The organism is Clostridium fallax, from assembly GCF_900129365.1.
Classification (GTDB): domain Bacteria; phylum Bacillota; class Clostridia; order Clostridiales; family Clostridiaceae; genus Clostridium_AH; species Clostridium_AH fallax.
In genome coordinates this window covers 72,780-99,323 of sequence record NZ_FQVM01000006.1, presented here as the reverse complement: position 1 = coordinate 99,323, position 26,544 = coordinate 72,780, and the positions used below count along the sequence as shown (strand labels likewise).

The window sequence follows — 26,544 nt, the reverse complement described above, 5'->3', positions numbered from 1 at the left end:
TCACTCCTTATTAAATTTTTTTAAAAATCATATAATAAACTTAGTATACCCTAATGATTTTTAATTAAGCAAAAACGCAACTATTTAGTTGCGTTTACAAATAGAAAGAGCAGGTTTTTTGCCCGCTCCTTTAAATTTGCTATAAATAAACTTCTAGTTTTATATTAACACAGTAATTAATGTAATACAAGAACTATTTATCCAAATAAACTTAATTGATTAGTTTCTTGCATTCCTTCTAAACATCCATGATTTGTTAGAGTTTCTATAACTGTTTTTGATACTTTAGCTCTAATTCTTAAATCTTCCTTTGATATAAACTCTCCATCTTTTCTACATTCTACAATACTCTTTGCAGCATTATCTCCAACACCTTGAAGAGCATTTATAGGAGGTCTTATACCTTCTTTTTCTATTTTAAATTTAGTTGCACAGGATTTATACAAATCTACTTTTAAAAATTTAATTCCTCTTTTATACATTTCATATGAAAGTTCAAGGATTGTTAAAAGTCCCTTATCTTTTTGAGTTACATTATTTCCCAGGGAATATAATTCTTCCATCTTAGCCTTTATAGCTCCCTCACCTTTACAGATTAAGTCTGCATCAAAATCATCTGCTCTTACTGTAAAATAAGTTGTATAATACGCCTCAGGGTAATATACCTTAAAGTAAGCAATTCTAACTGCCATCATAACATATGCAACAGCATGACCTTTAGGAAACATATATTTTATTTTTTTACAGGATTCTATATACCAGTCTGGAACATTGTTTTCTCTCATTATTTTTTCAAATTCTTCGGAAACCCCCTTTCCCTTTCTAACCTTTTCCATTATATTAAAGGCTGTTTTAGGCGGAACCCCTTTATGAATTAAATAAATCATAATATCATCTCTTGTTGCAATACAGTCTTTAAGAGTTGTATATCCTTCTTTTATATAATACTGAGCATTATTAAGCCAAACGTCAGTACCATGAGATAACCCAGAAATTCTTACAAGGTCTGAAAAAGTTTGAGGGTTTGTATCTATAAGCATTTGTCTTACAAATTTCGTACCAAATTCAGGTAATCCATAACTTCCAACTTCACATCCTAATTCTTCTTTAGTAACTCCTAAAGCATCTGGGCAAGTAAAAAGACTCAATACCTTTTTATCATTAAGTGGAATTGTTTTAGGGTCTACTCCTGTTAAATCCTGAAGCATTCTTAAAACTGTAGGATCATCGTGTCCTAGTATATCTAATTTTAATAATCTACCACTAATTGAATGATAATCAAAGTGAGTAGTTATTATATCAGTGTCGTTATCATCTGCTGGATGCTGTATTGGAGTAAAATTAAATATCTCATTATCTCGAGGTACAACCATTATACCTCCAGGGTGTTGACCTGTTGTTCTTTTTATTCCAGTACATCCTATAGTTAATCTATCTATCTCAGCCTGAGACACCACCATATTTCTTTCTTGAAGATACTTCTTTACAAATCCATAGGCAGTCTTTTCTGCAACAGTACCTATAGTTCCAGCTTTAAACACAAAACCTTTTCCGAAAAGAACCTCTGTATATTTGTGAACTACTGCCTGATACTCTCCCGAAAAGTTAAGGTCTATATCTGGCTCCTTATCTCCTTCAAAGCCTAAAAAAGTTTCAAAGGGAATATCATGACCATCTCTTATATATTCCGCTCCACATTTTGGACATTTCTTATTTTCAAGGTCAGCTCCTGAACTTACAGAACCATCTAAAAAAAATTCGCTATGTTTACAATTAGGACAAACATAATGAGGAGGAAGTCCATTAACCTCTGTTATATCAGACATAGTAGCTACAAAAGATGAACCAACAGATCCTCTAGATCCTACCAAGTATCCATCTTCTAAAGACTTCGCAACTAATTTTTGAGCTATAAGATAAAGAACGGCATAGCCATTATTTATTATTGAATTAAGCTCTTTATCTAATCTTTTTTGTACAACTTCTGGTAAATTTTCTCCATATATACTATGAACTTTTTCTAAAGTCATATTTTTAATATCTTCCTCTGCCCCATCTATTTTAGGTGGATAAGTTTCATCTGGTATTGGCTTTACAGCTTCAACCTCTTCTGCAATCTTTTGAGTATTATAAATTACAACTTCCTTTGCAATATCTTCTCCTAAATAACTAAATTCTTTAAGCATTTCTTCTGTAGTTCTAAAATACAATGGAGGTTGATTATCTGCATCATTAAATCCTTGACCTGCCATTATTATTCTTCTAAAAACCTCATCCTTAGGATCCATAAAGTGAACATCACAAGTAGCAACTACTGGCTTATTATTTTCTTTTCCTAAGTCGTATATTTTTTTATTTATTTCTTCAAGTTCAAATACATCTTTAACCATTCCCTTTTCTAATAAAAACTTATTATTTTCTATAGGCTGAATTTCTAAATAGTCATAAAAATTAGATATTTTATTTAGTTCTTCATTACTTTTTCCATCTAAAACCGCTCTAAAAACCTGCCCAGCTTCACAGGCAGATCCTATTATAAGCCCTTCTCTATGTTCTTCAATCAAAGACTTTGGAAGTCTTGGTTTTTTAAAAAAATATTCAAGATGAGATTTCGAAACTAATTTATATAAGTTTTTAAGTCCTACCTGATTTTTAGCTAAAATTATTATATGATACATTGGTTGCTTTTTTATATCTACATTATTTAAATACACTTCATTTAAATTTTTTAATGTTTTTATATTCATCTCTTCTTCTAATTTTTTAAAGCATACAAGAAGTATATCTGCTGTAGCTTTAGCATCATCAACTGCTCTATGATGATTTTCTAAGGAAATACCTAAATGTTTTGCAACTATATTTAATTTAACCTTTTTAAGTTCTGGATATAAAAACCTTGCAAGTGGTACTGTATCCATTATAGGATTTTTAAATTCTATATTTAAATCATTACAATTTTTTTTAATAAAAGCTGTATCAAAACCTGCATTATGAGCAACTACAATAGAATCTCCTATAAAATCCATAAATTTTGGTAAAACTTTTTCTATAGTTTCTGCATCTTTTACCATATCATCATTAATTCCTGTAAGCTCTGTTATTTTATAAGGTATTGAAACTTCTGGATTAACAAAATAGCTAAAGTTATCTACTATTTCTCCATCCTTAATTTTAACTGCTCCAATTTCAATAATTTTATTATTTTTACTAGAAAATCCTGTAGTTTCAAGGTCAAAAACAACAAAGGTTGAATTAATATCTCCCCCATTTTCATGTAAAACTATAGGAGTTCCATTATCTACTAAATATCCTTCCACACCATAAATTACCTTAATCCCATGCTTTTTAGCTGCATCCTGTGCTTCTGGAAATGCCTGAACTACTCCATGGTCTGTAATAGCTACTGCTGGATGCCCCCACTTTGCTGCTCTTTCAATTAATTTACCAGCTGGAGTCATTCCATCCATACTGCTCATAGCTGTATGTAAATGAAGCTCAACTCTCTTTTCTTCACTCATATCCATTTTTTCTATTTTTACTAATTTATTTATATCTCTACCCATAATAACTACTTCTCTTTCATAAGGGTCCATTATAGCTTCCCCTCTTACTTTACAGTAGAGACCTTTTTTAACCTTTTCTAATACCTCTTCAACATCCTTAGGTTTTAAGAATACTTTAACTTTAATAGAACTTGTATAATCTGTTATTGCAAAGGTTAATATAACTCTTCCTGTTTTAGTTTCTATGATATCTGTTTTAAAAATATCTCCAGCTATAGCTACATAACCTGATGTTTCATCTATATCTGTAATTTTTATAACTTGATCTGTAATTTGACGACCAAGAATTGTATTTTCATTTTTCTCTCCAGCTTCAACTCTAAATCTATTAGGTTTATTTGAGTCATATTTTTTATTATTTTTTGGTTTTTCCTGCTTTTTGTTTTCTGAAGAAATAGTATTGCTATTATTTGAAACCTTAATTTCTTTTAAAGCATTCTTTATAATATTGTTATTTTCTACTTCTTTTGATTTATTATAATCTTTAAATACTAAAGATTTATCAAAATTAATTTTAACTAAGGTCTTTATTCCAAAAACATCATATAATATATTCTTTATGAAAGTATCTAAGGATTTTTGCTTAAAGTGCTTACATATAAAGTCATTTCCATAACTTAAGACTAAACTATTTTCTTCTATGGTTTTATTAGAATTTAAAAGAAAATCTTTAGCCACTGGAAATTTTCTTATAAGCTCTCCTACTACATCCATCCAATACTTTTTTATTATTTCCTCTAAACTTATTTGAGAAATATTCTTATAACAAAGAAGTTGTATATCTATTTCTAAGTTCAAAACATTTTTTATTACAGTTTTTATAAAGTTTTCTTCCTCATTACTTATATCTTCACCTGATCTTAAAATAACTTTTAGTAAATTATTTTTCTTCAAATATTGAAATCTTGAAAACTTTACCTCTTTTAAAGATAAATCTTCGTTTTTATTTATTTCTTTTGTAATTAATTTTAAAGCTTCTGAACCCAAATTCAACCTCCTCCTTTATTTACTTTAAGTAAAACATACTAAAAAGAAGTTATATATATTTAAAGCTTTAAGTGTATTATTTTATCTTATTATTAGACAATAAAAAAGCGACTTAGTCGCTTTTTACATTTTGTCTATTTCTTTTAATAGTTCTTCTATTAAATTTTCTTCTTTAACTTTTTTAATCACTTCACCTTTTTTAAATATAAGTCCTTCTCCATTACCACCGGCTATTCCAATATCTGCTTCTCTAGCTTCTCCTGGTCCATTTACTATACATCCCATTATAGCGACTTTTATATTCTTTTGGCAAGAAGATAATTTATCCTCTACTTCTTTGGCTATTTTTATAAGATCTATTTTTGTTCTTCCGCAGGTAGGACAAGAAACAAATTCTATACCACCTTTAATATACCCAAAGGTTTTTAATATTTCTCTTCCAACCTTTATCTCCTCTACAGGGTCTCCTGTTAATGAAACTCTAATAGTGTCTCCTATACCTTCTGAAAGTAAAGCTCCTATACCAATACTTGATTTTATAGTTCCTCTCCATACAGTTCCAGCCTCTGTAACCCCTAAATGAAGAGGATAGTCTACTTTCTTTGATATTAATCTATAACTTTCTATCATATTTATAACATCTGAAGATTTTATTGATATAACTATATCATAAAAACCTACTTTCTCTAATATATTTACATGTCTTAAGGCACTTTCAACTAAAGCCTCTGGAGTAGGTTTGCCATATTTTTTTAATATATCTTTTTCTAAAGAACCAGAATTTACACCTATTCTAATTGGTATGTTATTTTTTTTAGCTTCTTCTGCTACAGATCTTACTCTTTCCTCACTACCTATATTTCCTGGATTTATTCTAAGAGCTGAAATCCCATTTTTTATTGATTCTAAAGCTAATCTATAATCAAAGTGAATATCTGCAACTACTGGAATATTTACTCTCTTTACTATTTCTTTTATAGCTTTTGCAGCTTCCATATCTGGAACTGTGCATCTTACAATATCACAGCCAGCCTCTTCTAATGCATTTATTTGAGATACTGTAGCTTCTACATCTTTAGTATCTGTATTAGTCATTGATTGAACAGTTACTCTAGAATCTCCACCAATATATATATCCTTAATTTTTATCTTTCTTGTTAATCTTCTATTCATATGTCCTCCTAAAACTTAATAGGAAATAAAATATCCTTTACTGTTACTAAAACCATAAGAGCCATAAGAGCCATAAAGCCTAAAGTATTTACAAATTGAACTGCCTTTTCTGGAACCTTTCTTCCTGAAATCATTTCAATTAATAATATAACTATCCATCCTCCATCTAAAGCAGGGAATGGAAGTAAGTTAAATACTGCAAGTTGAGTACTTAAAAATGCAGTAAACCATACTAATGGTAAAAATCCTGCCTTTGCAATTTGCCCTGACATCTTAACTATAGTTACTGGACCACCTACATCTTTTTTAAGATTTGCTTTTCCTGTTATTATAGTTTTTAAAGCTCCATAGGTTTGTTTAACCATAGATACTCCTTCTAAAAAACTATTTTTTACACATTGAATAAATGTAGGTTTTTCTATAAAGTCATTAGTTATTCCTATTAAATATCTTCCATCATTATCCAATTTAGGAGTAACAATTGACTCCTTAATTCCTTCAGCACCTTTATACTTAATATCTATAGGATCACCTTTAGATTCTGCTAAAGCTACAATTAAATCATTTTTAGTTAATATTTTGGTTTTTCCAGCTTTTAAAATTTCATCTCCTGGCTTTAATCCTGCCGCTTGAGCAGGTGAATCTGGTAATACTTCCTTAATAGTAGTTAAAGCTATTCCTGTTTGAGAAGTGTAAATACCGAAGCATAAAAGAGCTAATAATATATTCATAATAGCTCCTGCTGCTATTATAGATATTCTTTGAAGAGGAGATTTACTAGAAAAAGATCCACTATCATTTACATCTTCTTCCTCTCCGTACATTTTAACATATCCACCTATTGGAAGAGCTTTTAAACAGTATTCTGTTTCTTTTCTTTTTATCCCAAAAACTTTAGGTCCCATTCCAATAGAAAACTCTAATACTTTAACCCCATTAATTTTTGCTAAAATAAAATGACCAAATTCGTGAACTATTATTAGTAAACTAAAAGCTAGTATAGCCCATACAATGTACATACTTTTCCTCCCTATTTGTAATTATTGTAAATATATTCTCTAACCTCTTTATCCATACTTATTATATTTTCTACTGTAACCTCTTTATTATAATCAAATTTATTCATACATTCTTCTATTATTTCTGGTATTTTTACATAATCTATTTTTTCATTTAAGAAAAGATCTACTAAAGCTTCATTTGCTCCATTTAATATAGTTGGCATTAACTTACCTATTTTCCCTGCTTTATAAGCTAGTTTTAAACAAGGAAAAGTTTCCATATCCGGTTTTTCAAAGGTAAGAGAAGATAAATTATAAAAATCTAGCTTCTTTGCAATATTCTTTTCTCTTTTTGGATAATTTAAAGCATATTGAATTGGTAGTCTCATATCTGGAGTTCCCATTTGTGCTATAACTGCTCCATCATTATATTGAATCATAGAATGAACAACTGATTGTGGGTGTACAACCACCTGTATATCATCATAATTGCAATTAAATAACCAATGTGCTTCTATAACTTCAAGTCCCTTGTTCATAAGAGTAGATGAATCTATAGTTATTTTCTTACCCATAGCCCAATTAGGATGATTAAGAGCATCTTCTAACTTAATTTTCTTTAAAAACTCTTTATTTTTTCCTCTAAAAGGACCTCCAGATGCAGTTAATAATATTTTATCTATTTCACCTAAAGAATTTCCTTGAAGACATTGAAAGATAGCACTATGTTCAGAGTCTACAGGTAAAATTTTAACTCCATTTTCCTTTGCTTCTTTCATTACAATTTCTCCTGCTACAACTAAAGTTTCTTTATTAGCTAAAGCAATATCTTTCCCAGCTCTTATAGCCTCTAGTGTAGGCTGAAGACCTATCATTCCAACTACAGATGTAACTACTATATCTACCTCTTTCAATGATGCAATTTCTTTAAGCCCTTCAATACCATATAATATTTTTGTTTCTATTTTACTATTTTCTAAATATTCTTTTAAATTATTATAGCTTTCCTTATCTGTAATAACAATATATTTTGGAGAAAACTTTTTTATTATTTCCTTCATTTTCTCTATACTTTTATGTGCTGATATTGCTATTAATTTATATTTATCTTTATGGAACTCTATAACATCTAAAGTTTGACTTCCTATAGATCCAGTTCCTCCTAATATTGATATATTTTTCATTTACAGTCCTCCTAAGTAGTATTATAATTTATTTCTTTTAAAAACAAAACATATAAAGGTCCTAATACAAAGCCTATTATACCTAAAAATTTTAGTCCTAAATATATAGATAATAGAACTAATAAAGGATGTAATTCTAAATTTTTTCCAACATATTTAGTTTCTAATATTTCTCTTATTATTTGTGCTAAAATATATAATAAAACTAAACCAATTGCAATAAAATATTCCTTTAATATAATATTGTATATTATTAAAGGTATAAATACAATAATAGTTCCAACATAAGGCAGTAAGTCAAGAATTCCACAAAGTAATGATAAAAATAGACTTTTAGGAATTCCTAGTATAATAAATCCTAAAAGATATTCTATTGTAGTTATAAGCACTAAAAATCCTTCAATAAATATAATATTTTTATATTTATTTATAGTATTTATAAAAGTCTTTGAAAAACTTTTTGGCAAAATAACTTTAATTGACTCTTTTATATATTCTAAATCAGTTAATAAAAAATAAACAAATATATTAGAAAAAACATAAGACACTATATTTTCAGTAGTGATCTTAGCCCCTTTTTGTAGCCAATCCTTATTTTTAATTATAATATCAAAGTCAATAGAACTTACATCTCCTTCTTTTAAAAATTTTAATATAAACTCTTTAAACTTGTCCATATTAGTTAAATCTTTAGACAAAATCTCTTTAACAATATCAAAAAGTTCACTTCCTAAATAAAAAATTATAAAAAATAATGTAAGGTTTATTAATATTAAAGTTAAAGCACCGGAAAGATTATCATTTGGAATAATCTTTTTAAAAAAATTAAAAATAGGCATAGCTAATATATAAAGTATAATTATATATATAAACGGGGTAAAATAATATTGAATTGTAATTCCTAACACTATAAAAACTATAAAAACTATAAAGGCTATAGATACTTTATTAATTAAATTTTTCAACTCTCTCTCCAACATATAAATCTTTATATATAATTATATAGTAGAAAGATTAATATAATAACAAAAATAAACTATTAAATAAAAAAGATAGATTTAGTTAAATCTATCTTTTTTATTTAATAGTTTAAATCATTACTATATATGATAAATACATATATATAACCACAGCGGAAAATAGTATACTATCGAATCTATCTAATATTCCACCGTGACCTGATATTAAATTACTATAATCTTTAATTCCTGCATATCTTTTTATAGAAGATGCTACTAAGTCACCAAATTGACAAAATACTCCACATATAGCTCCTATTATAAAATAATTATATATAGGTACATTAGGTATATATTTGTTAAAAATTATTCCAAAAATACCACAGGCAATAGTACTACCTAAAAGTCCACCTATAGATCCTTCTATAGTTTTTTTAGGACTAACTTTAGGACAAAGTTTATGCTTTCCTAAATATTTTCCTGAATAATAAGCTGTTGTATCGCAAAGCCAAGAAGATATAAAAATTAACCAAACTAGATATTGTCCACCTTCTTTTATGTTTACTAAATGTATGAAACTAAAAAATACTCCTACATAGATAAATCCTAAAAGAGTTAATGACATATCAATAAAATTATATTTAATGTCTAAAACCGGTATACATAAAAGTATAAATGTTGCTAGAATTAAAAGTATGGCTAATATTTCTAAATTATTATTAAAAGCATAGTATAAGACTAATAAAACATATCCTATAAAGTCTATTGGTTTATAATCTTTAACCTTTACAGTCTTATAAAACTCATATAAACCAAGTACTGATAAAGCTATAGTTAAACTTTTAAGATAAACTCCTCCTAAAAATATGAATATTACAAGAGGAGCTAATATAAGTGCTCCAAGATACCTACTATTAGACTTCATTTTTATTCCTCCATTTATTTTATTCCACCAAATCTCCTGTTTCTATGTTGATAATCATAGATAGCTTTATGAAGATCTTCTTCCTTAAAATCAGGCCAATTTATTGTGGAATACCAAAATTCAGAGTAAGCACATTGCCATAAAAGAAAATTACTTAATCTTTGTTCTCCACTAGGTCTAATTATTAAGTCTGGATCTGGTATACCCTCAGTATATAAAAAGTTTCCAAAGGTAGTATCATCTATATCATCAATTGAGATTTCTCCCTTTTGTATTTTTTCATAAGCTTTTTTTATTCCATATATTATTTCATCTCTACCACCATAGTTTAATGCTAAATTTAAAACTACTCCAGTATTATTTTTTGTTTTTTTATAAGAAGCCATTAATTCATCCTGACATATTTTAGGCAATTTACTTATATCTCCAATACTTCTTACAACTACATTATTTTTATTTAATTCTTCCAATTCTTTTCTTAAATATTCTACTAATAATTTCATTAAAGCAGAGACTTCATCTTTAGGTCTTTTCCAATTTTCTGTTGAAAAAGCATATAAAGTTAAATATCTTACACCTATTTTATCACATTCTTTAAGTATTTTTCTTATAGTTTCTACTCCTGCTTTATGGCCAAAAGTTCTTGGTAAATTTCTTTCTTTTGCCCATCTGCCATTTCCATCCATTATAATTGCTATATGTTTTGGAATATTTTCTTTATCTAAAACTATATTGTTTCCTTTTGATTCTTCTTTGTTAGATTTAAATATGCTAATCATCTAACTGTTACCTCCAAAATACTCTACTTATAAAAAAACCTGCTAAAGAAGCAGGTTTAATATTATATTGACATGATTTCTTTCTCTTTAGCTAATATAACCTTGTCAATTTCTTTTACATACTTATCAGTTAGCTTTTGAATATCTTCTTCAGCTTTTTTTATTTCGTCTTCTGATATATCTCCATCTTTTTTAAGATTTTTGATTTTATCATTTCCATCTCTTCTTATTGATCTTATAGCTACTTTAGCTTCTTCTCCAGTTTTCTTAACTGTCTTAACAAGAGTTTTTCTTGTTTCTTCTGTTAATTCTGGAACTAATAATCTTATAATTGCTCCATCATTTGTAGGATTTATTCCTAAATCTGATTTTAATATAGCTTTTTCTATTTCTTTTAGCATTGTTTTTTCCCATGGAGTTATAACTAATAATCTTGGTTCTGGTGATGATATATTAGCTACTTGATTTAAAGGGCACATGCTTCCATAGTAATCTATTTGAATTCTATCAAGCATTGTTGGATTAGCTCTTCCCGCTTTCATAGTTGAAAGATCAGATTCTAAAACGCTTAAAGTTTTATTCATTTTTTCTTCACACTTTTTCATTACGTCCTTAATCATAATTTACCTCCTATTTTTTACAAACTAAAGTTCCAATTTTTTCGCCTTTTATAGCTTTTTGAATGTTTCCTTCTGCATCAAGACCAAATACTAAAATTGGAATATTATTATCCATACAAAGTGATGTTGCAGTTGAATCCATAACTTGAAGACCTTGCTCTAAAACTTCTATATATGATAGTGTATCATATTTTTTTGCATCTGCATACTTATGAGGATCCTTATCATAAACTCCGTCTACTTTCTTAGCTAAAAGTATTACATCTGCCTCTATTTCTGCTGCTCTTAAAGCTGCTGTTGTATCTGTTGAAAAATATGGATTACCTGTTCCTGCAGCAAATATAACAACTCTTCCTTTTTCAAGATGTCTCATAGCTTTTCTTCTTATAAATGGTTCTGCTACTTCCTTCATCTCTATTGCTGTTTGAACTCTAGTTAATACTCCTAAAGATTCTAAAGAATCTTGTAATGCAAGGGCATTTATACATGTAGCAAGCATTCCCATGTAGTCAGCAGTGGTTCTATCCATACCTTCACCGCTTCTACCTCTCCATATGTTACCGCCACCTACAACAGCACCAACTTCAACGCCCATATCTACTAATTCTTTTATTTCTTTAGCTATTCTTAAGGCAACATTAAAATCTATTCCAAAACCATTTTGTCCTGCTAAAGCTTCTCCTGATAATTTTAATATTACTCTTTTATATTTGCACCCTTCCATTGTTGTACCTCCATATTCATATTTTAGATAAGTCTTTTTTCAAAAAAAGAGAACACTAAGTGTTCTCTTATGTTAAATTATTATTTTCCTTGAACTTGTCTTGCAACTTCTTCTGCAAAGTTCTCTTCTTTCTTTTCTATTCCTTCTCCTCTTTCGAATCTTACGAATCTAGTAACACTTACTGGAGAACCAACTTCCTTAGAAACTTCTTCTAAGTACTTAGCTATTGATTTGTCACCATCTTTAACCCAAGCTTGATCTACAAGACATACTTCTTTGTAGTACTTTTTAATTCTTCCTTCAACCATTTTTTCAACGATTTTTTCAGGTTTTCCTTCATTTAAAGCTTGTGCTCTGTAGATTTCTTTTTCCTTTTCTATAGCAACTTGATCAACTTGATCTTCGTTTAAGAATAAAGGATTTGCAGCAGCTACTTGCATACATAATTCTCTAGCAGCTTCAGCAACTTTGTCGTTTGCATTATCACATGCTAACTCAACAACAACACCTATTCTTCCACCACCATGTATGTAGCTTTGAACAACTCCATTTTCGATTGCGAATTTTTGGAATCTTCTTACTGTCATGTTTTCTCCAAGCTTAGCTATTAAAGCTGTTAAAGCTTCTTGAACTGTTTGCTCAGCATTAAACTTCTCAGCAATAAGTTCTTCAACATTTTTAGCATCAGTCTTTGATGCCATTTCTGCTAACTTGCTTGCAAATTCTATAAACTCATCATTTGCAGCAACGAAGTCTGTTTCACAGTTTAACTCAACTATTCCAGCAACTTTCTTATCATCTGAAACATAAGTTTTAACTATTCCTTCAGCAGCTACTCTACCTGCTTTTTTAGCAGCAGCAGCAAGACCTTTTTCTCTTAATATTTCAACAGCTTTTTCCATATCGCCATTAGCCTCTGTTAAAGCCTTCTTACAATCCATCATTCCAGCGCCAGTTCTTTCTCTTAATTCCTTAACTGATTTTGCACTTATCATTGTTATTCCTCCTTAAATTGTTAATTTAAAAGGTAAATGAAGAAACCTTCATCTACCTTAGTTTTATTATTAAGCTAAATTATTACTCAGCTATTTGTTCACCTTGTCTGCCTTCAATTATAGCATCTGCTATTTTAGCAGTTATTAATTTAACCGCTCTGATTGCATCATCATTTCCTGGGATTACATAGTCAACTTCATCTGGATCACAGTTAGTATCAACTATAGCAACTACAGGGATTCCAAGAATTTTAGCTTCTGATATAGCATTCTTTTCTTTTCTTGGATCAACAACGAACATAGCTCCTATGTTTGTTGAATCTAATTCTTTTATTCCGCCAAGGTTCTTTTCAAGCTTTTCCATTTCTGCTCTTAGCTTTATAACTTCTTTCTTTGGAAGAACGTCAAATGTTCCATCTTGTTCCATTTCTTTAATATCATTTAATCTTTTTATTCTTGTTTTTATAGTTTTGAAGTTAGTTAACATTCCACCTAACCATCTGTTATTAACGAAATGCATGTTTGATCTTATAGCTTCTTCTTCTATAGCTTCTTGAGCTTGCTTTTTAGTTCCTACGAATAATATATCTTTTCCTTCTGCTGCAACTTCTTTAACAAAGTCGTAAGCTTCTTCAACTTTTTTAACAGTTTTTTGAAGGTCTATTATATATATACCGTTTCTTTCTGTAAAGATGTAAGGAGCCATCTTAGGGTTCCATCTTCTAGTTTGGTGTCCAAAGTGTACACCAGCTTCTAATAATTGTTTCATTGAAATTACTGACATTGTGTTACCTCCTAAATTTGGTTAATTCCTCCATTGTCTTCATATTTATAAAACTTCCCTTAGGGCACCATTTCATAAATTAGACAATGTGTGTATTTTATTACCTCTGATAGTATAGCATAACCCTTTACTTCTATCAATACAAATTTTATTTTTTTAAATAAATTTAAAAAAATAAGAAGAGAAATTAATTTCTCTTCTTATTTTAGACTATTTTATCTTCTTTAATTCATCTAATAGTTTTTCATTTAAGATTCTTATATGAGTTCCCTTCATACCAAGAGATCTTGATTCTATAACTCCAGCACTTTCAAATTTTCTTAATGCATTAACTATAACAGATCTTGTTATTCCAACTTTATCTGCTATCTTTGATGCAACTAAAAGTCCTTCATTTCCATCTAACTCATCGAAAATATGCTCAACAGCTTCAAGTTCTGAATATGAAAGAGTTCCTATAGCAAGCTGTACTACAGCTTTTTTTCTAGCTTCTTCTTCTAATTCATCTTGTTTTGCTCTTAATATTTCCATTCCTACTATAGTAGCACTATATTCTGCTAAAACTAAATCATCATCTGTAAAAGGAGTATTAAATCTTGCTAAAATTAAAGTACCTAATCTTTCTCTGTTTCCTACTATTGGAACTATAGTAGTTATTTTATCAGATACTATGCACTCTCCTTCTCCTTCAAAAACACATAATCCCTTATTAGCTAAGTTAGCAATAGTTTCTTGTATGTTTAACAGCTTTTCATTGTAGCTATCAGGAAATCTTTTATCATCTAAAACTTTTCTCTTCATTATTTCACATTCGAAACTTTCTGAGAAAGTATGCCCTAAAATCTTACCTTTTCTACTTGCTATATACACATTACAAGAAAGTACTTCACTTAATAACTTACAAATATCTTCAAAGGCTACTGCTTCGGTACCTGATTTTTGTAGTATCTTATTTAACATTCTTGTTTTATTTAATAATGTTGACATATACTTCCCCCTTGTAAAATTACCATTTATCTTTATGTAACTGAAAATTTATTATTTTTAGAAAATTGTAAATTATTTAAATATTTAAAATTATTTATTTCACTAGACTATATTAACATAATAATTCTCCTATTTCAACTATCTTTTTATTAATTTCGACATTTGAAATAGGAGAACACCTTATTTTTCGTTATTTAATTCAACCTTATTCTTACATTCCTTATTAGTACACTCTAAATATTTGCCTTTTGTTTTGCTATATTTATAAACCATCATTTCTCCACATTTTGGACATTTTTCTTTTGCTGGTTCATTCCAACTTACAAAAGTACATTCTGGATAATTAGAGCACCCATAAAATTTTCTACCTTTTCTACTTTTTTTCACTACTACCTTTCCTCCACATAAAGGACAAGGAGCATCTACTTCTTCAACTATAGGCTTTGTATTTTGGCAGTCTGGATATCCAGGACAAGCTAAGAAGTCACCGAAACGCCCATGTTTTATAACCATCATTCTACCACATTTATCACAAGGAACATCTGTTACTTTATCTTCAATAATTATCTTTGATATTTCCTTTTCTGCTTTTTCAATAGAAACTTTTAAAGGATCAAAAAATTCTTTAACTATTTCTGTCCAGTTTTCTTTTCCCTCTTCTACAAAGTCTAATTTTAATTCCATCTCTGCAGTAAAATCTGTATCTACTATTTGCTTAAAGTATTCACTTACTATATTGTTTACTATAAATCCTAGTTCTGTTGGAATTAAATTTCTCTTTTCTCTTTGTACATATTTTCTATCTACTAAAGTTGAAATAGTTGGAACATACGTACTTGGTCTTCCTATACCTTTTTCTTCAAGAAGTTTTACAAAGGAAGCTTCTGTATATCTTGCCGGTGGTTGAGTAAAGTGTTGTTTTCCTAAGATACTATCTTCTTTTAAAATTTCTTCTTCTTTTATTTCTGGCAATATAATTCCATCTTTATCTTCATCATTTGTGTATTCATATATTTTCATGAATCCATCAAATTTTATAGTAGATCCATTTGCTCTTAGTTTATAATCTCCATTTTTTATTTCAATAGAGTTTGTGTTTAATATACAAGAAGCCATTTGACTTGCAACGAATCTTTTCCAAATTAAAGAATACAACTTATATTGCTCTGAGGATAGATTATCTTTAGCTATTTCTGGAGTTATTTCAATATAAGTAGGTCTTATAGCTTCATGAGCATCTTGTATATTTTTCTTACTCTTATAAACTCTTAAGCTTTCTGGTACATAACTTTCTCCATAACTTTCTTTTATAAACTCTGCTGCTTTATCCTGAGCTTCTTTTGATATTCTAACAGAGTCTGTTCTCATATAAGTTATTAAACCTACTGTACCATATCCTTTAATTTCAACACCTTCATAAAGTTGTTGAGCTATTGACATAGTTCTCTTTGTCATAAAGTTTAATTTCTTACTTGCATCTTGTTGAAGTGTACTAGTAGTAAAAGGTGGCAATGGATTTTTAGTTTTTTCTCCTTTTTTAACCTTACTTACTACAAAATCATTTTCTTTTAATTCTTGTATTGTTTTATTGGCTTCCTCTTCAGTAAATATTTCAAATTTTTTACCTTTATACGTTGCTAATTTAACATCAAATTTTTTATTTGCTTTTTTAAGTTTGCAATCTACAGTCCAATATTCTTGAGGTTTAAAATTATTAATTTCTTCTTCTCTATCACAAATTAATTTAAGAGCTGCTGATTGAACTCTACCAGCACTTAAACCCCATTTAACATTTCTCCAAAGAAGTGGACTTATTTCGTAACCTACTAATCTGTCTAATACCCTTCTTGCTTGCTGAGCATCTACTAAATTAGTATTTATTTCTCTAGCTTCTTTTATGGAGTTTTTAACTGCAGTTTTTGTTATTTCATTAAATACTATTCTACATTTTTTATCCTCTGGAATCTTTAAAGCATAAGCTAAGTGCCAAGATATTGCCTCTCCTTCCCTATCAGGGTCCGTTGCTAGAAAAACCTTATCACTTTTCTTAGCAAGCTTTTTTAATTTATCAAGAAGTTCGCCTTTACCTCTTATAGTAATATATTTTGGATTAAAATTATTATCTATATCAACACCTAATTGACTTTTAGGTAAATCTCTTACATGGCCCATTGAAGCTTCCACTACATAATTTTTGCCTAAATACTTACCGATTGTCTTAGCTTTAGCTGGTGATTCAACTATTACAAGATTTTGACCCATTATAAAACTCTGAAAAATATCTTTTCAGAGTATTCACCCCCTTAAAATACTAATTTATCTTACCATAATAATTACCTGAAAAACTAATTATCTTATTATCAAATTGCATTTCAAATAATAACCTATAAATGTCAGATGTGTCAACATCAATATGTCTTATTATTTCATCAATATGCATAGGTCCATCCTTTAAAAACTTTAATATTCTTTCTTTTATTCCATCCACTATACTTTCGTTCTTTTCTCCTATCTTTGAAAAATTAAAATAAGAATTTAACTCTTCCATAGAATCTAAAACTAAAGCTCCATCTTTTATTAAGCTATTAGGCCCTTCACTCATAGAAGAAAATATAGAACCAGGTACAGCTAAAATATCTTTTCCTTGTTCTAGGCCATATTTAACAGTAATCATAGAACCACTTTTATTAGTTCCTTCCACTATAATTATAGCCCTAGAAAGTCCACTTATTATTCTATTTCTTATAGGAAAATTATAACTAATAGGTGGAGTTCCTATAGGAAATTCTGATAATATACAGCCATCTTTTAGTACTTCTTTAAATATGTTTTTGTTATACTTAGGATAAATCACATCGATTCCACATCCTAAAACTATTGAGGTAGTACCCTTATTTTCTAAAGCAGTTTTATGAGCTATAGAATCAATACCTAAAGCTCCTCCGCTTACTATGTTTAAATTATTATTTGAAATATTTTTTGATACAATCTTTGTCACTTCTGCTCCATAAGAAGTACACCTTCTAGAACCTACAATAGCTATATTATTTTTCTCATTTAAAATATTTATATTACCTTTATAAAATAAATATATAGGTGGATTCTCTAATTCTTTTAAGTTTTTTGGATAATCACTATCTTTTATTCCTACTACTTTAATATCTTCCTTTTCTACTATATTTTTTATTGATGCATTAATATCATTTAATATGTTATCTATTTTTTTGTCAACTGCTTTTTTTCTCAAATATATATTTTTTCTGTCATAAAATATACATTTTTCTTCAGAATAATTAGTATATATTTCCTTTTTAACCTTATATGATATATCTAAATTAGCAAACCATAGCTTATAAAAATCCATCACTTTCTCCCTTACCTCTACATGATTTCTCCATTTACATATTTTCTATAATTAAAAGCTTCGTATATATGTTTTGTAAAAATTTTTTCACTTTCTTCCATATCACTTATTGTTTGAGATAATTTTAAAATTTTATCTATTGCTCTATTGCTTAAAGACCACTTTTTCCAATAGAGCTTTAATATTTCTTCTGCTTTTGAATCAAGATTTATATATTTTATAATTTGATTATGATTTAATTGAGAATTGCAACTTACCCTTTCATTTTTATATCTTATTTTTTGAATTTCTCTAACTTTTTCAACTCTTTCTTTTATTTTATCTGAAGATTCTTCTAAAGCTTTCCCCCGCATTTCACTAAAATCTATATAAGAAACATTTGTAAATATATCCATTCTATCGACTATAGCCTTTGACAACTTATTTAAATATTTATTTCTTTCACTTTCTGTACAAGTACATTGTTTCCCCTTTGAAAAATTCAAAAAGTTTCCACAAGGGCATGCATACAAACATTAAAGTTGATAACTTTAATACCTTGGAAGAAAAAATAGGTATAAAGTTAAAAAATCTAAGATTAAAAAATAACGTGACTTTAAAATATGTAGCTTCTAAAACAAATATTTCTACTACTACACTAGCTAAAATAGAAAAAGGAACTCTAAACACTGCTTATAAGTATAATTATTACAAGTTGATATGTAATTTATTCAATGTGGATCACATAAAATATTTAAATTTAAAAACAATGAGTGAAAAAACAATAGATGATGTATTATTAAAGATAAGAGCTTATATGGGCTTTAAAAGTGATGAAGATCTATCAATATATCTTTTCAATAAAAAATACGTGATAGCTGAATATAAGCAAGGATTTTTAACTGATAGAAATTCTATTATAATAGTAGAGAAACTTTTGGAATTAAAAAAGACACTTAACTAAGTGTCTTTTAATTATTTTTATTAAAAAAATATTTACTATATAAATATGTATAATAGATATATATAATAGTAGTAATTTTTTTATTAAATATTAATTAATAGTTTACATTTTTAACATATGTGTAAATATAAAATTATAATCTACTTGATAAATTGGAATTTATCTCTTCTTACCGTTTTTATTGTTAACAACAAAAACATAAAAAACGCATAAAAAAGTAGCACCTATCGCAATCCAAAGAGCAATATTCATTTAAAATCCTCCTATCAAATTATTATTTATCTAATATAGTAATTATCTACTTTACATTTTTATTATACTTCATTTATGGATTATAATTCCAATAAATATTGTTTAATATTAATTTTTTTAATATACTATAAATTTGCAGTATATGTTTAAGAATATCCTTTTGAAAAATAAAACTATTATATAACTTTAGAAAAATTTTATTGATTTATTATATAGAAACGATAAAGATTTGATATAAGAGTTTAAATAAAAAATTTGAAAATGGAAAGAATGATATAACTGAAAAAAATTAAATTCACAATGTAAATTATATTTTTATAATTAAAATTAAGAAATATGATAAGAATGTTAATGCATGCAAAAAGTTATTATGAACTTAAAATAAATTAAAACAATATATATGAAGGATGTATTATAAAAATATCCTAGAGCAATTTTACTCCAGGATAATGTATTACTATAAATTTCTTTATAGAAAATTATCTATTTGTAAAAAAGAATCGGGGTACCGATTCTTTTTTAGGATTTCCGTAATATATTTTTACAAAATTTTAAAAGATTTAATTAATATAAAAACAGTTAGATTTTGAAATATTTATATAAATAAATATTAATATAGTATATTTACAATTATATCATAAAATATAAATAATTGTAAATATTTTATTTAACCATTTAAAATATCTATTTGAATATTAGAAGTTATTACATGTATAAATAAAGCATGGAATTAATCATGATTTATTTATTATATAAGATTCGTGATAATTTCTAAGTTGTTCCTGAAGCTGTTCTTCTGTAAAATTTCCTTCCAACTCCATAATTAAATTTCCTTTATGATCTATAATCTTATATTTGTTTTCAGCTATTTGTATAAGTTTCATAGAATCACCTCTATTTAATTATAACAAAAAGTCGGCAGGGGAATATATTACTACCGACTTTCTAGGATTTAATAAGTAGAACAATATTATTAGTTTGTATGCTTACAACTATAATATGATATATAATATTAAAATATTCATTAGATATTTGCAAAAAAAGAATCGGGGGGACCGATTCTTTTTGAGGATCTTAATAATATATCTTTTAAAAATGAAATTAATATAAATGGTTGAATTTTTATGGAATGTTTATATGGGGAACAATTAATATGTTCGAATAACTTAATGATTATAACTTTTTATAAAAATAATATTAATATAATTTAGTTTGTTAATATTATTATACCATTAACTTTAGGGAATTATATGAATATTGATTTAAACTATAAAAGAGAAGGGTAAGATTATAAAATCTTATCCATTTCTTTTGGTTTGAAAAAAGTCCTAAGTTGCTGAAGGATACTTTATTTGAAAAAATCACAAAAAAGTTGACAAAATCTCAGCAAAAAAATTAAGATTATTTATAGTTTTAGTATGTGATTACACCCTATTATTTTTTAAGAACCTTATTAATTTAAGGTTCTTTTTATTACAATAAATAAATTTATATTATTGTTTATCTTTTAATTTTACTTCTTGTTCTAATGTATCATCATTATAAAATGAATTATTTAGAAGTTTAATAACTAAATTAATTAATAACATACTTCTCTTAATAAAAATATATATAAGAAATCCTGAAATATACAGTAAACATAATCTAATATATATTATTTTAAAATCACAATTACTATATATTATTGCCAAGAAAATAATTGTTAAAATTCCAGTAGATATAGCAATTTTTATAGATGATATTAAGTATTTAACTTTATTATATTTTTTTATAAGTTTTAAAATTCTTTTATCACACATTGAAATTAAAACTGTTGCTACAGTAATCACTGCACCAACAAATATAGATAAAATTGTTATTATTACAGTAAGTAGATCTTGAAATTTTACTATACTTGTATTAAATAATATATATTTTATTATTTTATCATTATAATTTAGTTTATAAAAAATTATAATGATAATAGTTAAAAAAATATTATAAGTCATAAAATTTTTAAAATATTTTTTATATTTCATAGATCTACCTCCTAGTTATTTTTAGTTTTCAGTGAATTTTTTGCATTTATCAAAAGTCTTCATTAATGCCTCATCTAAACGTATATTCATAGCTGCTAATATTTTATTAAAAGTTTTAGGATCATTTTTTGATATCTCTATTGATATATTATCATAAACTTTATTATTAATTAAATCAATTAATCTAACATTATCATGTTCTACCATTTTAACTTTTATAGTGTTAGTTACATCTTTATTTCTTTTAAAAAAATCTACTATTGATTTTAAACTATCTTTTCCTAAAAATTTTTTTGTTCTACCAACATTTAATTCTATTTTCCCATTAATTGCAGATAAATTATTAGCTATCTTTGCTAAAAATTCTATACTTTCATCATCTTCCATATTATCTAATTCTAATATCTTTTTAATATCAGTATAACCTATTATAACACTTTTATAATTTATATTTTCATCATAAGAAATATCTGTATACTTATCTTTATATACTATAGCAGATAAATTAATTTTATCTTCAATATAATCAGATAAAAAATGTGAAACTCCAGTAAAGGATATACTAGCCCTATTATTTTGTAATGCTATTATTTTACTTTTTTCATCATATAGCATACAACATTCTTGTCCAACAAATTCATCATCATCTAATGATTCAGCCTGATTTGTTTTATCACTTAGCTTCGTTATGAATGGAGCATCTATTTTATTCCTCAAAAAGCATAATGACCATCTTTTTATTTTTTCATTATACTTAATTTCTTTTAATTGTATATTTCCTTCACCCTCTATTAATATACGATCTTGAGGAGGTATTTTAACCAATTGATTAAATATGATAGTCAAATTTACCAACCTTTGCTCCCCTCTACCATTTTCTGTGATTGCATAAAAATAATTAGTTTTAAATTTTCTTGCTGTCATATGTATCCTTTCTATCTCAAAAAACATATGGTATAATATATATAATTGAGAATAATTTTATTTTAAAGAACTTATCCTATAGTAAAATGTGATAGGTTCTTTTTTATTTTACAATATATTAATAAATTGGACAATATACCATATAAATGAAATTAAGGTATTATATTTACATTTTATATATGTTAAAATTTACATATTGAAATAAATATACTTAAGTAGAAAATATGAGAAGCTGGAGTATTATATGAAAATGAATGGATAAAAAAAGAACTGATTGAGTATGTTAGAAATTATTTAGATTCATATCAAATATAACATAATGTTTATATATGTTACTTTAAATGTAATAAACATTATATAGAAATAATATGAAACGATAATTTTTTTATAAATATATGTTTTTATTACATATAATTTAGATAAAGATTACCACTTTCAAAGAGGTGAATTCAAGATAGATTAATTATTTTATTAAAAGGAGTTGTAATTAAAATGGAAAAGCTTAATAGAGAAGAAATTATAGAATTAATAAATTCTATAAAGAATCCTAAAGATGAATGGTCAGAAGATATGGTTGATAAATTAATATTTAAATTAGAAGAAAATGTTATTTATCCAGATCCAATTAATTTAATATTTTATACTGAGCTATCTTCTGAAGAAATTGCAGATAAAATATTAAATTATAAACCAATAATATTATAAAATCAGATATAGGAACTTTAACCTTAATTGCACACTGATGATTATCAATATATGTAATTATATAATTAAAACCTCTAGAAGAATTTTATTCTAGAGGTTTTAGGGTTTATATCTAAATATAAATTAATTATTCAGATTTAACATCATTTACCCATGTAGTTAGGCTATTCCTTAAATCTTCACATTCTTCTTTATTTAACCATTGAGTATCAAACCATATTTCTTTGTTATCTGCCATTAAATAGCAGTTAATTCCTTCAAAATATTTCATTATACTAGGTAAATACACACCCCATTCTCCATATGGAAGGTATTGTGTGATAATCCATTTACCATTATCATCACTTCTTGTATCGTAATATAAGTCTCCTAAATCAACTTTTAATTTTTCTATTTGCTCATCTGATAAATACTGAGTTATTATCCATATATTTTTACTATAGCTAAGTGCATATGTACTAAACCCCTTAAAATAAGGTAAAACATACGGAAGATAAACCCCATATTTTTCACAATTAAATATTTTTGTTTCTATATAATATTTAGTATTATCAGCTGGTGGTTCAAATGGGATATTAGGATCTACAGCATTACATATAGCATATCCTAATTGCTCCCAAGAATATTTATTATAAACATCTATATCTTTTTGAGAATCACAGAAACAAGTTTCTACTATTATGTTAGGTGCATCAATAGCTCTCATTTCATAATATCTGCTATTATATTTAACACCTCTGTTATAGAAACCTAATTTAGATAAATTATTAACTAATTTTTTAGCAGTATTTTCAGCTCTACAGCATGGACTATGTACCCAACATTCTGTACCATGACCTTCTCCATTCGAAGCATTCATATGCAAGCTTAAGAATATATCAATATATTGTCTATTTGCTTCTCTAGCACCTTCCACTAATTCTTCATTAGCTGTATATTTATTGCTATTACAGTTAATAACCGTATGTCCATATTTTTCAAATATTTGTGTTGTAATATAGTCTAATTGTTTCATTTGTTGGTGTTCATCAACAATACCAACAGCTCCTATACAATTATCACTATGACCTGCTCTTTTCCCTATAATCATAAAAAACATCTCCTTTTAGATTAAAAAAGAGAGCTTATTTGCTCCCTGAATTTTTATTTATTTATTGTTTGCTTTACTAATTGGTTAGTTCCTATGGCTCCAAATGCACATATAATACCTTGTAATATGCTTGTAGGATTTATTCCCATAATTGATATACTAAAACCTATACCTAGAATTAATATTATCCAAGGAATAAACCAATCCTGTATTTTAGGAGTAGATTTTAAAAATACTCCTATCACATATAGTGCAGCTACTAAAATTAATAACTGTTCAGGTACAAATTTAATTATATTATCCATAAAAACATCTCCTTAAAATTATTTTTCTATTTTATTTTTTATATCTTCTACATCCTTCTGAACTTTTTCTATAACATTAAATTTATTTGCTAAATCTTGAATTATAGTTTGATTCTTATCTATAGTTGTTTGATATTTATCTTCTCTTTTGCTGTTAGTCTTAAGAACATAAAGCAGTAAATAAGTAAATAGACAAGCGAATATTCCTTGACTTACTACCATCTTCCATAATTCCGTATCCAAATAATCACGTCCTTTCTATAATTGAGCATAAAAAAAGAGTAGTATTTAACTACTCAATATTAGTAAAAATTTAATTGTTCCTTATTATTAATTATTTTTATATCTCTTAAAGAATTCACTTTCATTAATATTATTAATATACTTTGTGCTTAGAGCTATATTCTTGCTTGCATTATAATCTGCATTAAACTTTCTATTACACGCTTTACACTCAAACTGCTCTTGAGAAATGCGTTGACCTTCATCATAATTTCCACAAATATGGCAAGTTTGTGATGTAAGATATGGATCAATCTTTTTTACTATTATTCCATATTTTTTTGCTTTATTTTCAATTTTAGTTTGTAAATCATAATAACTCCAATTTCTTTTTATTCTGTTACTTTTTTGAGGTTGTAAAGTTAAAAATAAATCTTTTTCTCTAGCTGCTAATGATAAGTATTCCAAATTTATAACACCACAACAATTTTTTATTGAATATTCAATTATTCTCTTACTAATCATATGATTATATGTGTTAACAAAATCCTTTTCTTTGTCCTTTAATCTATTTAGAGCTTGTAACTTCTTTCCTCTTCCATGTCCCCCTTTAATTAAAGTTAATGCCATCTGTAATTTTCTCATTCTAGATTGCAATTGAGTTCTAACTCTAAGAAAATCTTCTATATCTCCAAATGCTCTACAATATTCTACATCATTAAAACTAGCATATGCAGGAATTTTCATTCCTAAATCTACTCCCATTACTCTTCCTTCTATAAAATTATTTTCAGAAGTATTTATAGGTATATCTATTGTTAAGTTTAGTATTATGTTATTTTTATTATCAAATTGTAATGAACTATCACATACTTTGTATTTTTCATTATTCATGCATTGATGTAATGTATGACGTAATTCTATATTGTTTTTTATTTTATTGCCCAATTCCACTTTAAATGTTATTCCTGCAATCCACTTAATAAAAACATTATCTTTATTATAATAAAAATTTAGCAATCTTCCTCTAATCAATAACGGATAATCTCTTTTATAAGCTGTAGGCTTTCTTTCACCTCTTTTTCCACCATTATTAAGATAAAAATCAAAATCTTTTTTCAACCTATTTTGCACTAATGATTTATTATCTTTATATTGAAATGGAATTTCATCAAGCCTTGTATACATATCTTCCACATAATGATTTTTAAATTGCTCTGATAAGTTTTTAGTTTCTAATTCTAATTCTACTTTTTCATTTTCTAATATTTTTATCTCATGTTTTAACTTATTTATATCTGATTCAAATTTTAAAATTTTCTCTTCTTCTAGCTTATTATTTTCTTTTTTTATCTTATCTTCCATATAATAAATTTTTTTCTTTTTTTTATTAATTTCATTATTTTTATAAATAATTTTAGTACTTTCTGCTGTATTTAACATATGATCTGCTATTAAAAATGCCATTCCATTATTTAATGCTCTATATTGGTTATATTGCTCATCTTTTATCCATTTTAATTGCTGTATTCTTAATTCTTCATCTGCCATTATAGATAATTTTAATTTTCTAACTGTTATCAAAATTAAGTACTCCTTTTATATAGCTAAATTTCTAATTTATAAATCAGTTCGTATATAAAAATCTTTGAATGATTCATATTCTATATAGTTAAGTTATTACACTATATTTCTTTTAAATTAATACTTGCTCCACGTACATTCATATTCTATATAGTTAAGTTATTACGATTAATAAAAGCAGGTAGTGGAGTAGCTAGTTTCTTATTCATATTCTATATAGTTAAGTTATTACATATCTTCTTTTCTCATTTAATCCCCCTGTTTAAAAATTCATATTCTATATAGTTAAGTTATTACTGAAGTTAATTCTGATGTAGCTGAAATGTATTTGTAATTCATATTCTATATAGTTAAGTTATTACATACGTTGACAGCTTTTGGATTATCTGCAAAAGACGCATTCATATTCTATATAGTTAAGTTATTACTTTGCAAGAAATTGTGAAATGGGCAAAG

The 26,544-nt window shown here is 26.7% G+C and carries 24 protein-coding genes and 1 CRISPR repeat array (1 of these 25 cut by a window edge); of the genes, 2 read left to right on the top strand and 22 right to left on the bottom strand.

Features of this window, described 5'->3' with window-relative positions:
- Nucleotides 1-197: 197 nt before the first annotated feature.
- The 15 genes from BUA70_RS04960 to BUA70_RS04890 all read right to left on the bottom strand — a co-directional run bounded on the left by BUA70_RS04960 (nucleotide 198) and on the right by BUA70_RS04890 (nucleotide 18,530).
- Nucleotides 198-4,550: a PolC-type DNA polymerase III gene (locus tag BUA70_RS04960; protein ID WP_072894113.1), complete on the bottom strand. Its 4,353-nt coding sequence runs from the start codon at nucleotides 4,548-4,550 to the stop codon at nucleotides 198-200.
- Between the two features lie 123 nt (nucleotides 4,551-4,673).
- Nucleotides 4,674-5,723, bottom strand: a complete 1,050-nt coding sequence (ispG, locus tag BUA70_RS04955) for a flavodoxin-dependent (E)-4-hydroxy-3-methylbut-2-enyl-diphosphate synthase (RefSeq protein WP_072894111.1) — start codon at nucleotides 5,721-5,723, stop codon at nucleotides 4,674-4,676.
- Nucleotides 5,724-5,731: 8 nt separating this feature from the next.
- On the bottom strand, nucleotides 5,732-6,742 hold the full coding sequence (gene rseP, locus BUA70_RS04950; RefSeq protein WP_072894109.1) for an RIP metalloprotease RseP: 1,011 nt from the start codon (nucleotides 6,740-6,742) through the stop codon (nucleotides 5,732-5,734).
- Nucleotides 6,743-6,753: 11 nt separating this feature from the next.
- The gene (gene dxr, locus BUA70_RS04945; protein WP_072894106.1) at nucleotides 6,754-7,908 is read right to left on the bottom strand and encodes a 1-deoxy-D-xylulose-5-phosphate reductoisomerase; all 1,155 of its coding nucleotides are present in this window, start codon (nucleotides 7,906-7,908) and stop codon (nucleotides 6,754-6,756) included.
- Nucleotides 7,909-7,919: 11 nt separating this feature from the next.
- Nucleotides 7,920-8,873, bottom strand: coding sequence for an AI-2E family transporter (locus BUA70_RS04940; protein WP_072894103.1), 954 nt, complete (start codon nucleotides 8,871-8,873; stop codon nucleotides 7,920-7,922).
- Between the two features lie 124 nt (nucleotides 8,874-8,997).
- Nucleotides 8,998-9,792 carry a phosphatidate cytidylyltransferase gene (locus BUA70_RS04935; RefSeq protein WP_072894100.1) on the bottom strand — a complete coding sequence of 265 codons (795 nt, stop codon included), beginning with the start codon at nucleotides 9,790-9,792 and terminating at the stop codon, nucleotides 8,998-9,000.
- Between the two features lie 14 nt (nucleotides 9,793-9,806).
- Entirely contained in the window at nucleotides 9,807-10,571 is a 765-nt protein-coding gene (locus BUA70_RS04930) for an undecaprenyl pyrophosphate synthase (protein ID WP_072894097.1), read from the bottom strand.
- A gap of 62 nt (nucleotides 10,572-10,633) precedes the next feature.
- Nucleotides 10,634-11,191 carry a ribosome recycling factor gene (frr, locus tag BUA70_RS04925; RefSeq protein ID WP_072894095.1) on the bottom strand — a complete coding sequence of 186 codons (558 nt, stop codon included), beginning with the start codon at nucleotides 11,189-11,191 and terminating at the stop codon, nucleotides 10,634-10,636.
- A 10-nt stretch (nucleotides 11,192-11,201) separates the two neighbouring features.
- Nucleotides 11,202-11,915, bottom strand: coding sequence for a UMP kinase (gene pyrH / locus BUA70_RS04920; protein WP_072894093.1), 714 nt, complete (start codon nucleotides 11,913-11,915; stop codon nucleotides 11,202-11,204).
- Nucleotides 11,916-11,995: 80 nt separating this feature from the next.
- Entirely contained in the window at nucleotides 11,996-12,910 is a 915-nt protein-coding gene (gene tsf / locus BUA70_RS04915; protein WP_072894092.1) for a translation elongation factor Ts, read from the bottom strand.
- Nucleotides 12,911-12,992: 82 nt separating this feature from the next.
- Nucleotides 12,993-13,694: a 30S ribosomal protein S2 gene (gene rpsB, locus BUA70_RS04910; protein WP_072894090.1), complete on the bottom strand. Its 702-nt coding sequence runs from the start codon at nucleotides 13,692-13,694 to the stop codon at nucleotides 12,993-12,995.
- A gap of 210 nt (nucleotides 13,695-13,904) precedes the next feature.
- The gene (gene codY / locus BUA70_RS04905; RefSeq protein WP_072894087.1) at nucleotides 13,905-14,681 is read right to left on the bottom strand and encodes a GTP-sensing pleiotropic transcriptional regulator CodY; all 777 of its coding nucleotides are present in this window, start codon (nucleotides 14,679-14,681) and stop codon (nucleotides 13,905-13,907) included.
- A gap of 180 nt (nucleotides 14,682-14,861) precedes the next feature.
- Nucleotides 14,862-16,943 (bottom strand): type I DNA topoisomerase, encoded by a 2,082-nt coding sequence (gene topA, locus BUA70_RS04900; protein ID WP_072894084.1) that lies wholly within the window; start codon nucleotides 16,941-16,943, stop codon nucleotides 14,862-14,864.
- A 49-nt stretch (nucleotides 16,944-16,992) separates the two neighbouring features.
- Entirely contained in the window at nucleotides 16,993-18,045 is a 1,053-nt protein-coding gene (dprA, locus tag BUA70_RS04895) for a DNA-processing protein DprA (protein WP_072894082.1), read from the bottom strand.
- Nucleotides 18,046-18,062: 17 nt separating this feature from the next.
- On the bottom strand, nucleotides 18,063-18,530 hold the full coding sequence (locus BUA70_RS04890) for a magnesium chelatase subunit ChlI family protein (protein ID WP_072894080.1): 468 nt from the start codon (nucleotides 18,528-18,530) through the stop codon (nucleotides 18,063-18,065).
- A gap of 17 nt (nucleotides 18,531-18,547) precedes the next feature.
- Between BUA70_RS04890 and BUA70_RS04885 the strand changes: the two genes are divergently transcribed.
- Nucleotides 18,548-18,988: a helix-turn-helix domain-containing protein gene (locus BUA70_RS04885; RefSeq protein ID WP_072894077.1), complete on the top strand. Its 441-nt coding sequence runs from the start codon at nucleotides 18,548-18,550 to the stop codon at nucleotides 18,986-18,988.
- Between the two features lie 986 nt (nucleotides 18,989-19,974).
- Here the strand turns inward: BUA70_RS04885 and BUA70_RS13050 are convergent.
- From BUA70_RS13050 to BUA70_RS04875, 3 genes are all read right to left on the bottom strand, one after another.
- Nucleotides 19,975-20,124, bottom strand: coding sequence for a hypothetical protein (locus BUA70_RS13050; protein ID WP_159429643.1), 150 nt, complete (start codon nucleotides 20,122-20,124; stop codon nucleotides 19,975-19,977).
- Nucleotides 20,125-20,733: 609 nt separating this feature from the next.
- A complete protein-coding gene (locus BUA70_RS04880; protein WP_072894074.1) occupies nucleotides 20,734-21,258 on the bottom strand; it encodes a hypothetical protein in 525 nt (174 codons plus the stop codon).
- 21 nt (nucleotides 21,259-21,279) lie between these two features.
- On the bottom strand, nucleotides 21,280-22,182 hold the full coding sequence (locus BUA70_RS04875) for a DUF6731 family protein (protein ID WP_072894070.1): 903 nt from the start codon (nucleotides 22,180-22,182) through the stop codon (nucleotides 21,280-21,282).
- A gap of 492 nt (nucleotides 22,183-22,674) precedes the next feature.
- Between BUA70_RS04875 and BUA70_RS04870 the strand changes: the two genes are divergently transcribed.
- The gene (locus BUA70_RS04870) at nucleotides 22,675-22,887 is read left to right on the top strand and encodes a hypothetical protein (RefSeq protein WP_072894067.1); all 213 of its coding nucleotides are present in this window, start codon (nucleotides 22,675-22,677) and stop codon (nucleotides 22,885-22,887) included.
- Nucleotides 22,888-23,014: 127 nt separating this feature from the next.
- Here BUA70_RS04870 and BUA70_RS04865 read toward each other — a convergent pair whose 3' ends face one another.
- The 4 genes from BUA70_RS04865 to BUA70_RS04850 form a co-directional block, all read right to left on the bottom strand.
- A complete protein-coding gene (locus BUA70_RS04865) occupies nucleotides 23,015-23,977 on the bottom strand; it encodes an N-acetylmuramoyl-L-alanine amidase (RefSeq protein ID WP_072894063.1) in 963 nt (320 codons plus the stop codon).
- Nucleotides 23,978-24,030: 53 nt separating this feature from the next.
- Nucleotides 24,031-24,282 (bottom strand): phage holin family protein, encoded by a 252-nt coding sequence (locus BUA70_RS04860; RefSeq protein WP_072894059.1) that lies wholly within the window; start codon nucleotides 24,280-24,282, stop codon nucleotides 24,031-24,033.
- An 18-nt stretch (nucleotides 24,283-24,300) separates the two neighbouring features.
- Nucleotides 24,301-24,525 (bottom strand): BhlA/UviB family holin-like peptide, encoded by a 225-nt coding sequence (locus tag BUA70_RS04855; RefSeq protein ID WP_072894056.1) that lies wholly within the window; start codon nucleotides 24,523-24,525, stop codon nucleotides 24,301-24,303.
- An 87-nt stretch (nucleotides 24,526-24,612) separates the two neighbouring features.
- Nucleotides 24,613-26,088: an RNA-guided endonuclease TnpB family protein gene (locus BUA70_RS04850; protein WP_072894053.1), complete on the bottom strand. Its 1,476-nt coding sequence runs from the start codon at nucleotides 26,086-26,088 to the stop codon at nucleotides 24,613-24,615.
- Nucleotides 26,089-26,159: 71 nt separating this feature from the next.
- Nucleotides 26,160-26,544: direct repeats of the CRISPR family, unit length 29 nt; unit sequence ATTCATATTCTATATAGTTAAGTTATTAC; it runs 102 nt beyond the window's last position.

What these genes read in the sequence shown, in the direction of transcription:
- dprA (WP_072894082.1), bottom strand. Translation starts at nt 18,045, where the DNA reads ATGGATTTTTATAAGCTATGGTTTGCTAATTTAGATATATCATATAAG.
- BUA70_RS13050 (WP_159429643.1), bottom strand. Translation starts at nt 20,124, where the DNA reads ATGAAACTTATACAAATAGCTGAAAACAAATATAAGATTATAGATCAT.
- BUA70_RS04875 (WP_072894070.1), bottom strand. Translation starts at nt 22,182, where the DNA reads ATGACAGCAAGAAAATTTAAAACTAATTATTTTTATGCAATCACAGAA.
- BUA70_RS04860 (WP_072894059.1), bottom strand. Translation starts at nt 24,282, where the DNA reads ATGGATAATATAATTAAATTTGTACCTGAACAGTTATTAATTTTAGTA.
- pyrH (WP_072894093.1), bottom strand. Translation starts at nt 11,915, where the DNA reads ATGGAAGGGTGCAAATATAAAAGAGTAATATTAAAATTATCAGGAGAA.
- BUA70_RS04870 (WP_072894067.1), top strand. Translation starts at nt 22,675, where the DNA reads ATGGAAAAGCTTAATAGAGAAGAAATTATAGAATTAATAAATTCTATA.
- tsf (WP_072894092.1), bottom strand. Translation starts at nt 12,910, where the DNA reads ATGATAAGTGCAAAATCAGTTAAGGAATTAAGAGAAAGAACTGGCGCT.
- frr (WP_072894095.1), bottom strand. Translation starts at nt 11,191, where the DNA reads ATGATTAAGGACGTAATGAAAAAGTGTGAAGAAAAAATGAATAAAACT.
- dxr (WP_072894106.1), bottom strand. Translation starts at nt 7,908, where the DNA reads ATGAAAAATATATCAATATTAGGAGGAACTGGATCTATAGGAAGTCAA.
- rpsB (WP_072894090.1), bottom strand. Translation starts at nt 13,694, where the DNA reads ATGTCAGTAATTTCAATGAAACAATTATTAGAAGCTGGTGTACACTTT.
- BUA70_RS04865 (WP_072894063.1), bottom strand. Translation starts at nt 23,977, where the DNA reads ATGATTATAGGGAAAAGAGCAGGTCATAGTGATAATTGTATAGGAGCT.
- rseP (WP_072894109.1), bottom strand. Translation starts at nt 6,742, where the DNA reads ATGTACATTGTATGGGCTATACTAGCTTTTAGTTTACTAATAATAGTT.
- BUA70_RS04885 (WP_072894077.1), top strand. Translation starts at nt 18,548, where the DNA reads ATGCATACAAACATTAAAGTTGATAACTTTAATACCTTGGAAGAAAAA.
- topA (WP_072894084.1), bottom strand. Translation starts at nt 16,943, where the DNA reads ATGGGTCAAAATCTTGTAATAGTTGAATCACCAGCTAAAGCTAAGACA.
- ispG (WP_072894111.1), bottom strand. Translation starts at nt 5,723, where the DNA reads ATGAATAGAAGATTAACAAGAAAGATAAAAATTAAGGATATATATATT.
- BUA70_RS04880 (WP_072894074.1), bottom strand. Translation starts at nt 21,258, where the DNA reads ATGAAATATAAAAAATATTTTAAAAATTTTATGACTTATAATATTTTT.
- BUA70_RS04930 (WP_072894097.1), bottom strand. Translation starts at nt 10,571, where the DNA reads ATGATTAGCATATTTAAATCTAACAAAGAAGAATCAAAAGGAAACAAT.
- BUA70_RS04935 (WP_072894100.1), bottom strand. Translation starts at nt 9,792, where the DNA reads ATGAAGTCTAATAGTAGGTATCTTGGAGCACTTATATTAGCTCCTCTT.
- codY (WP_072894087.1), bottom strand. Translation starts at nt 14,681, where the DNA reads ATGTCAACATTATTAAATAAAACAAGAATGTTAAATAAGATACTACAA.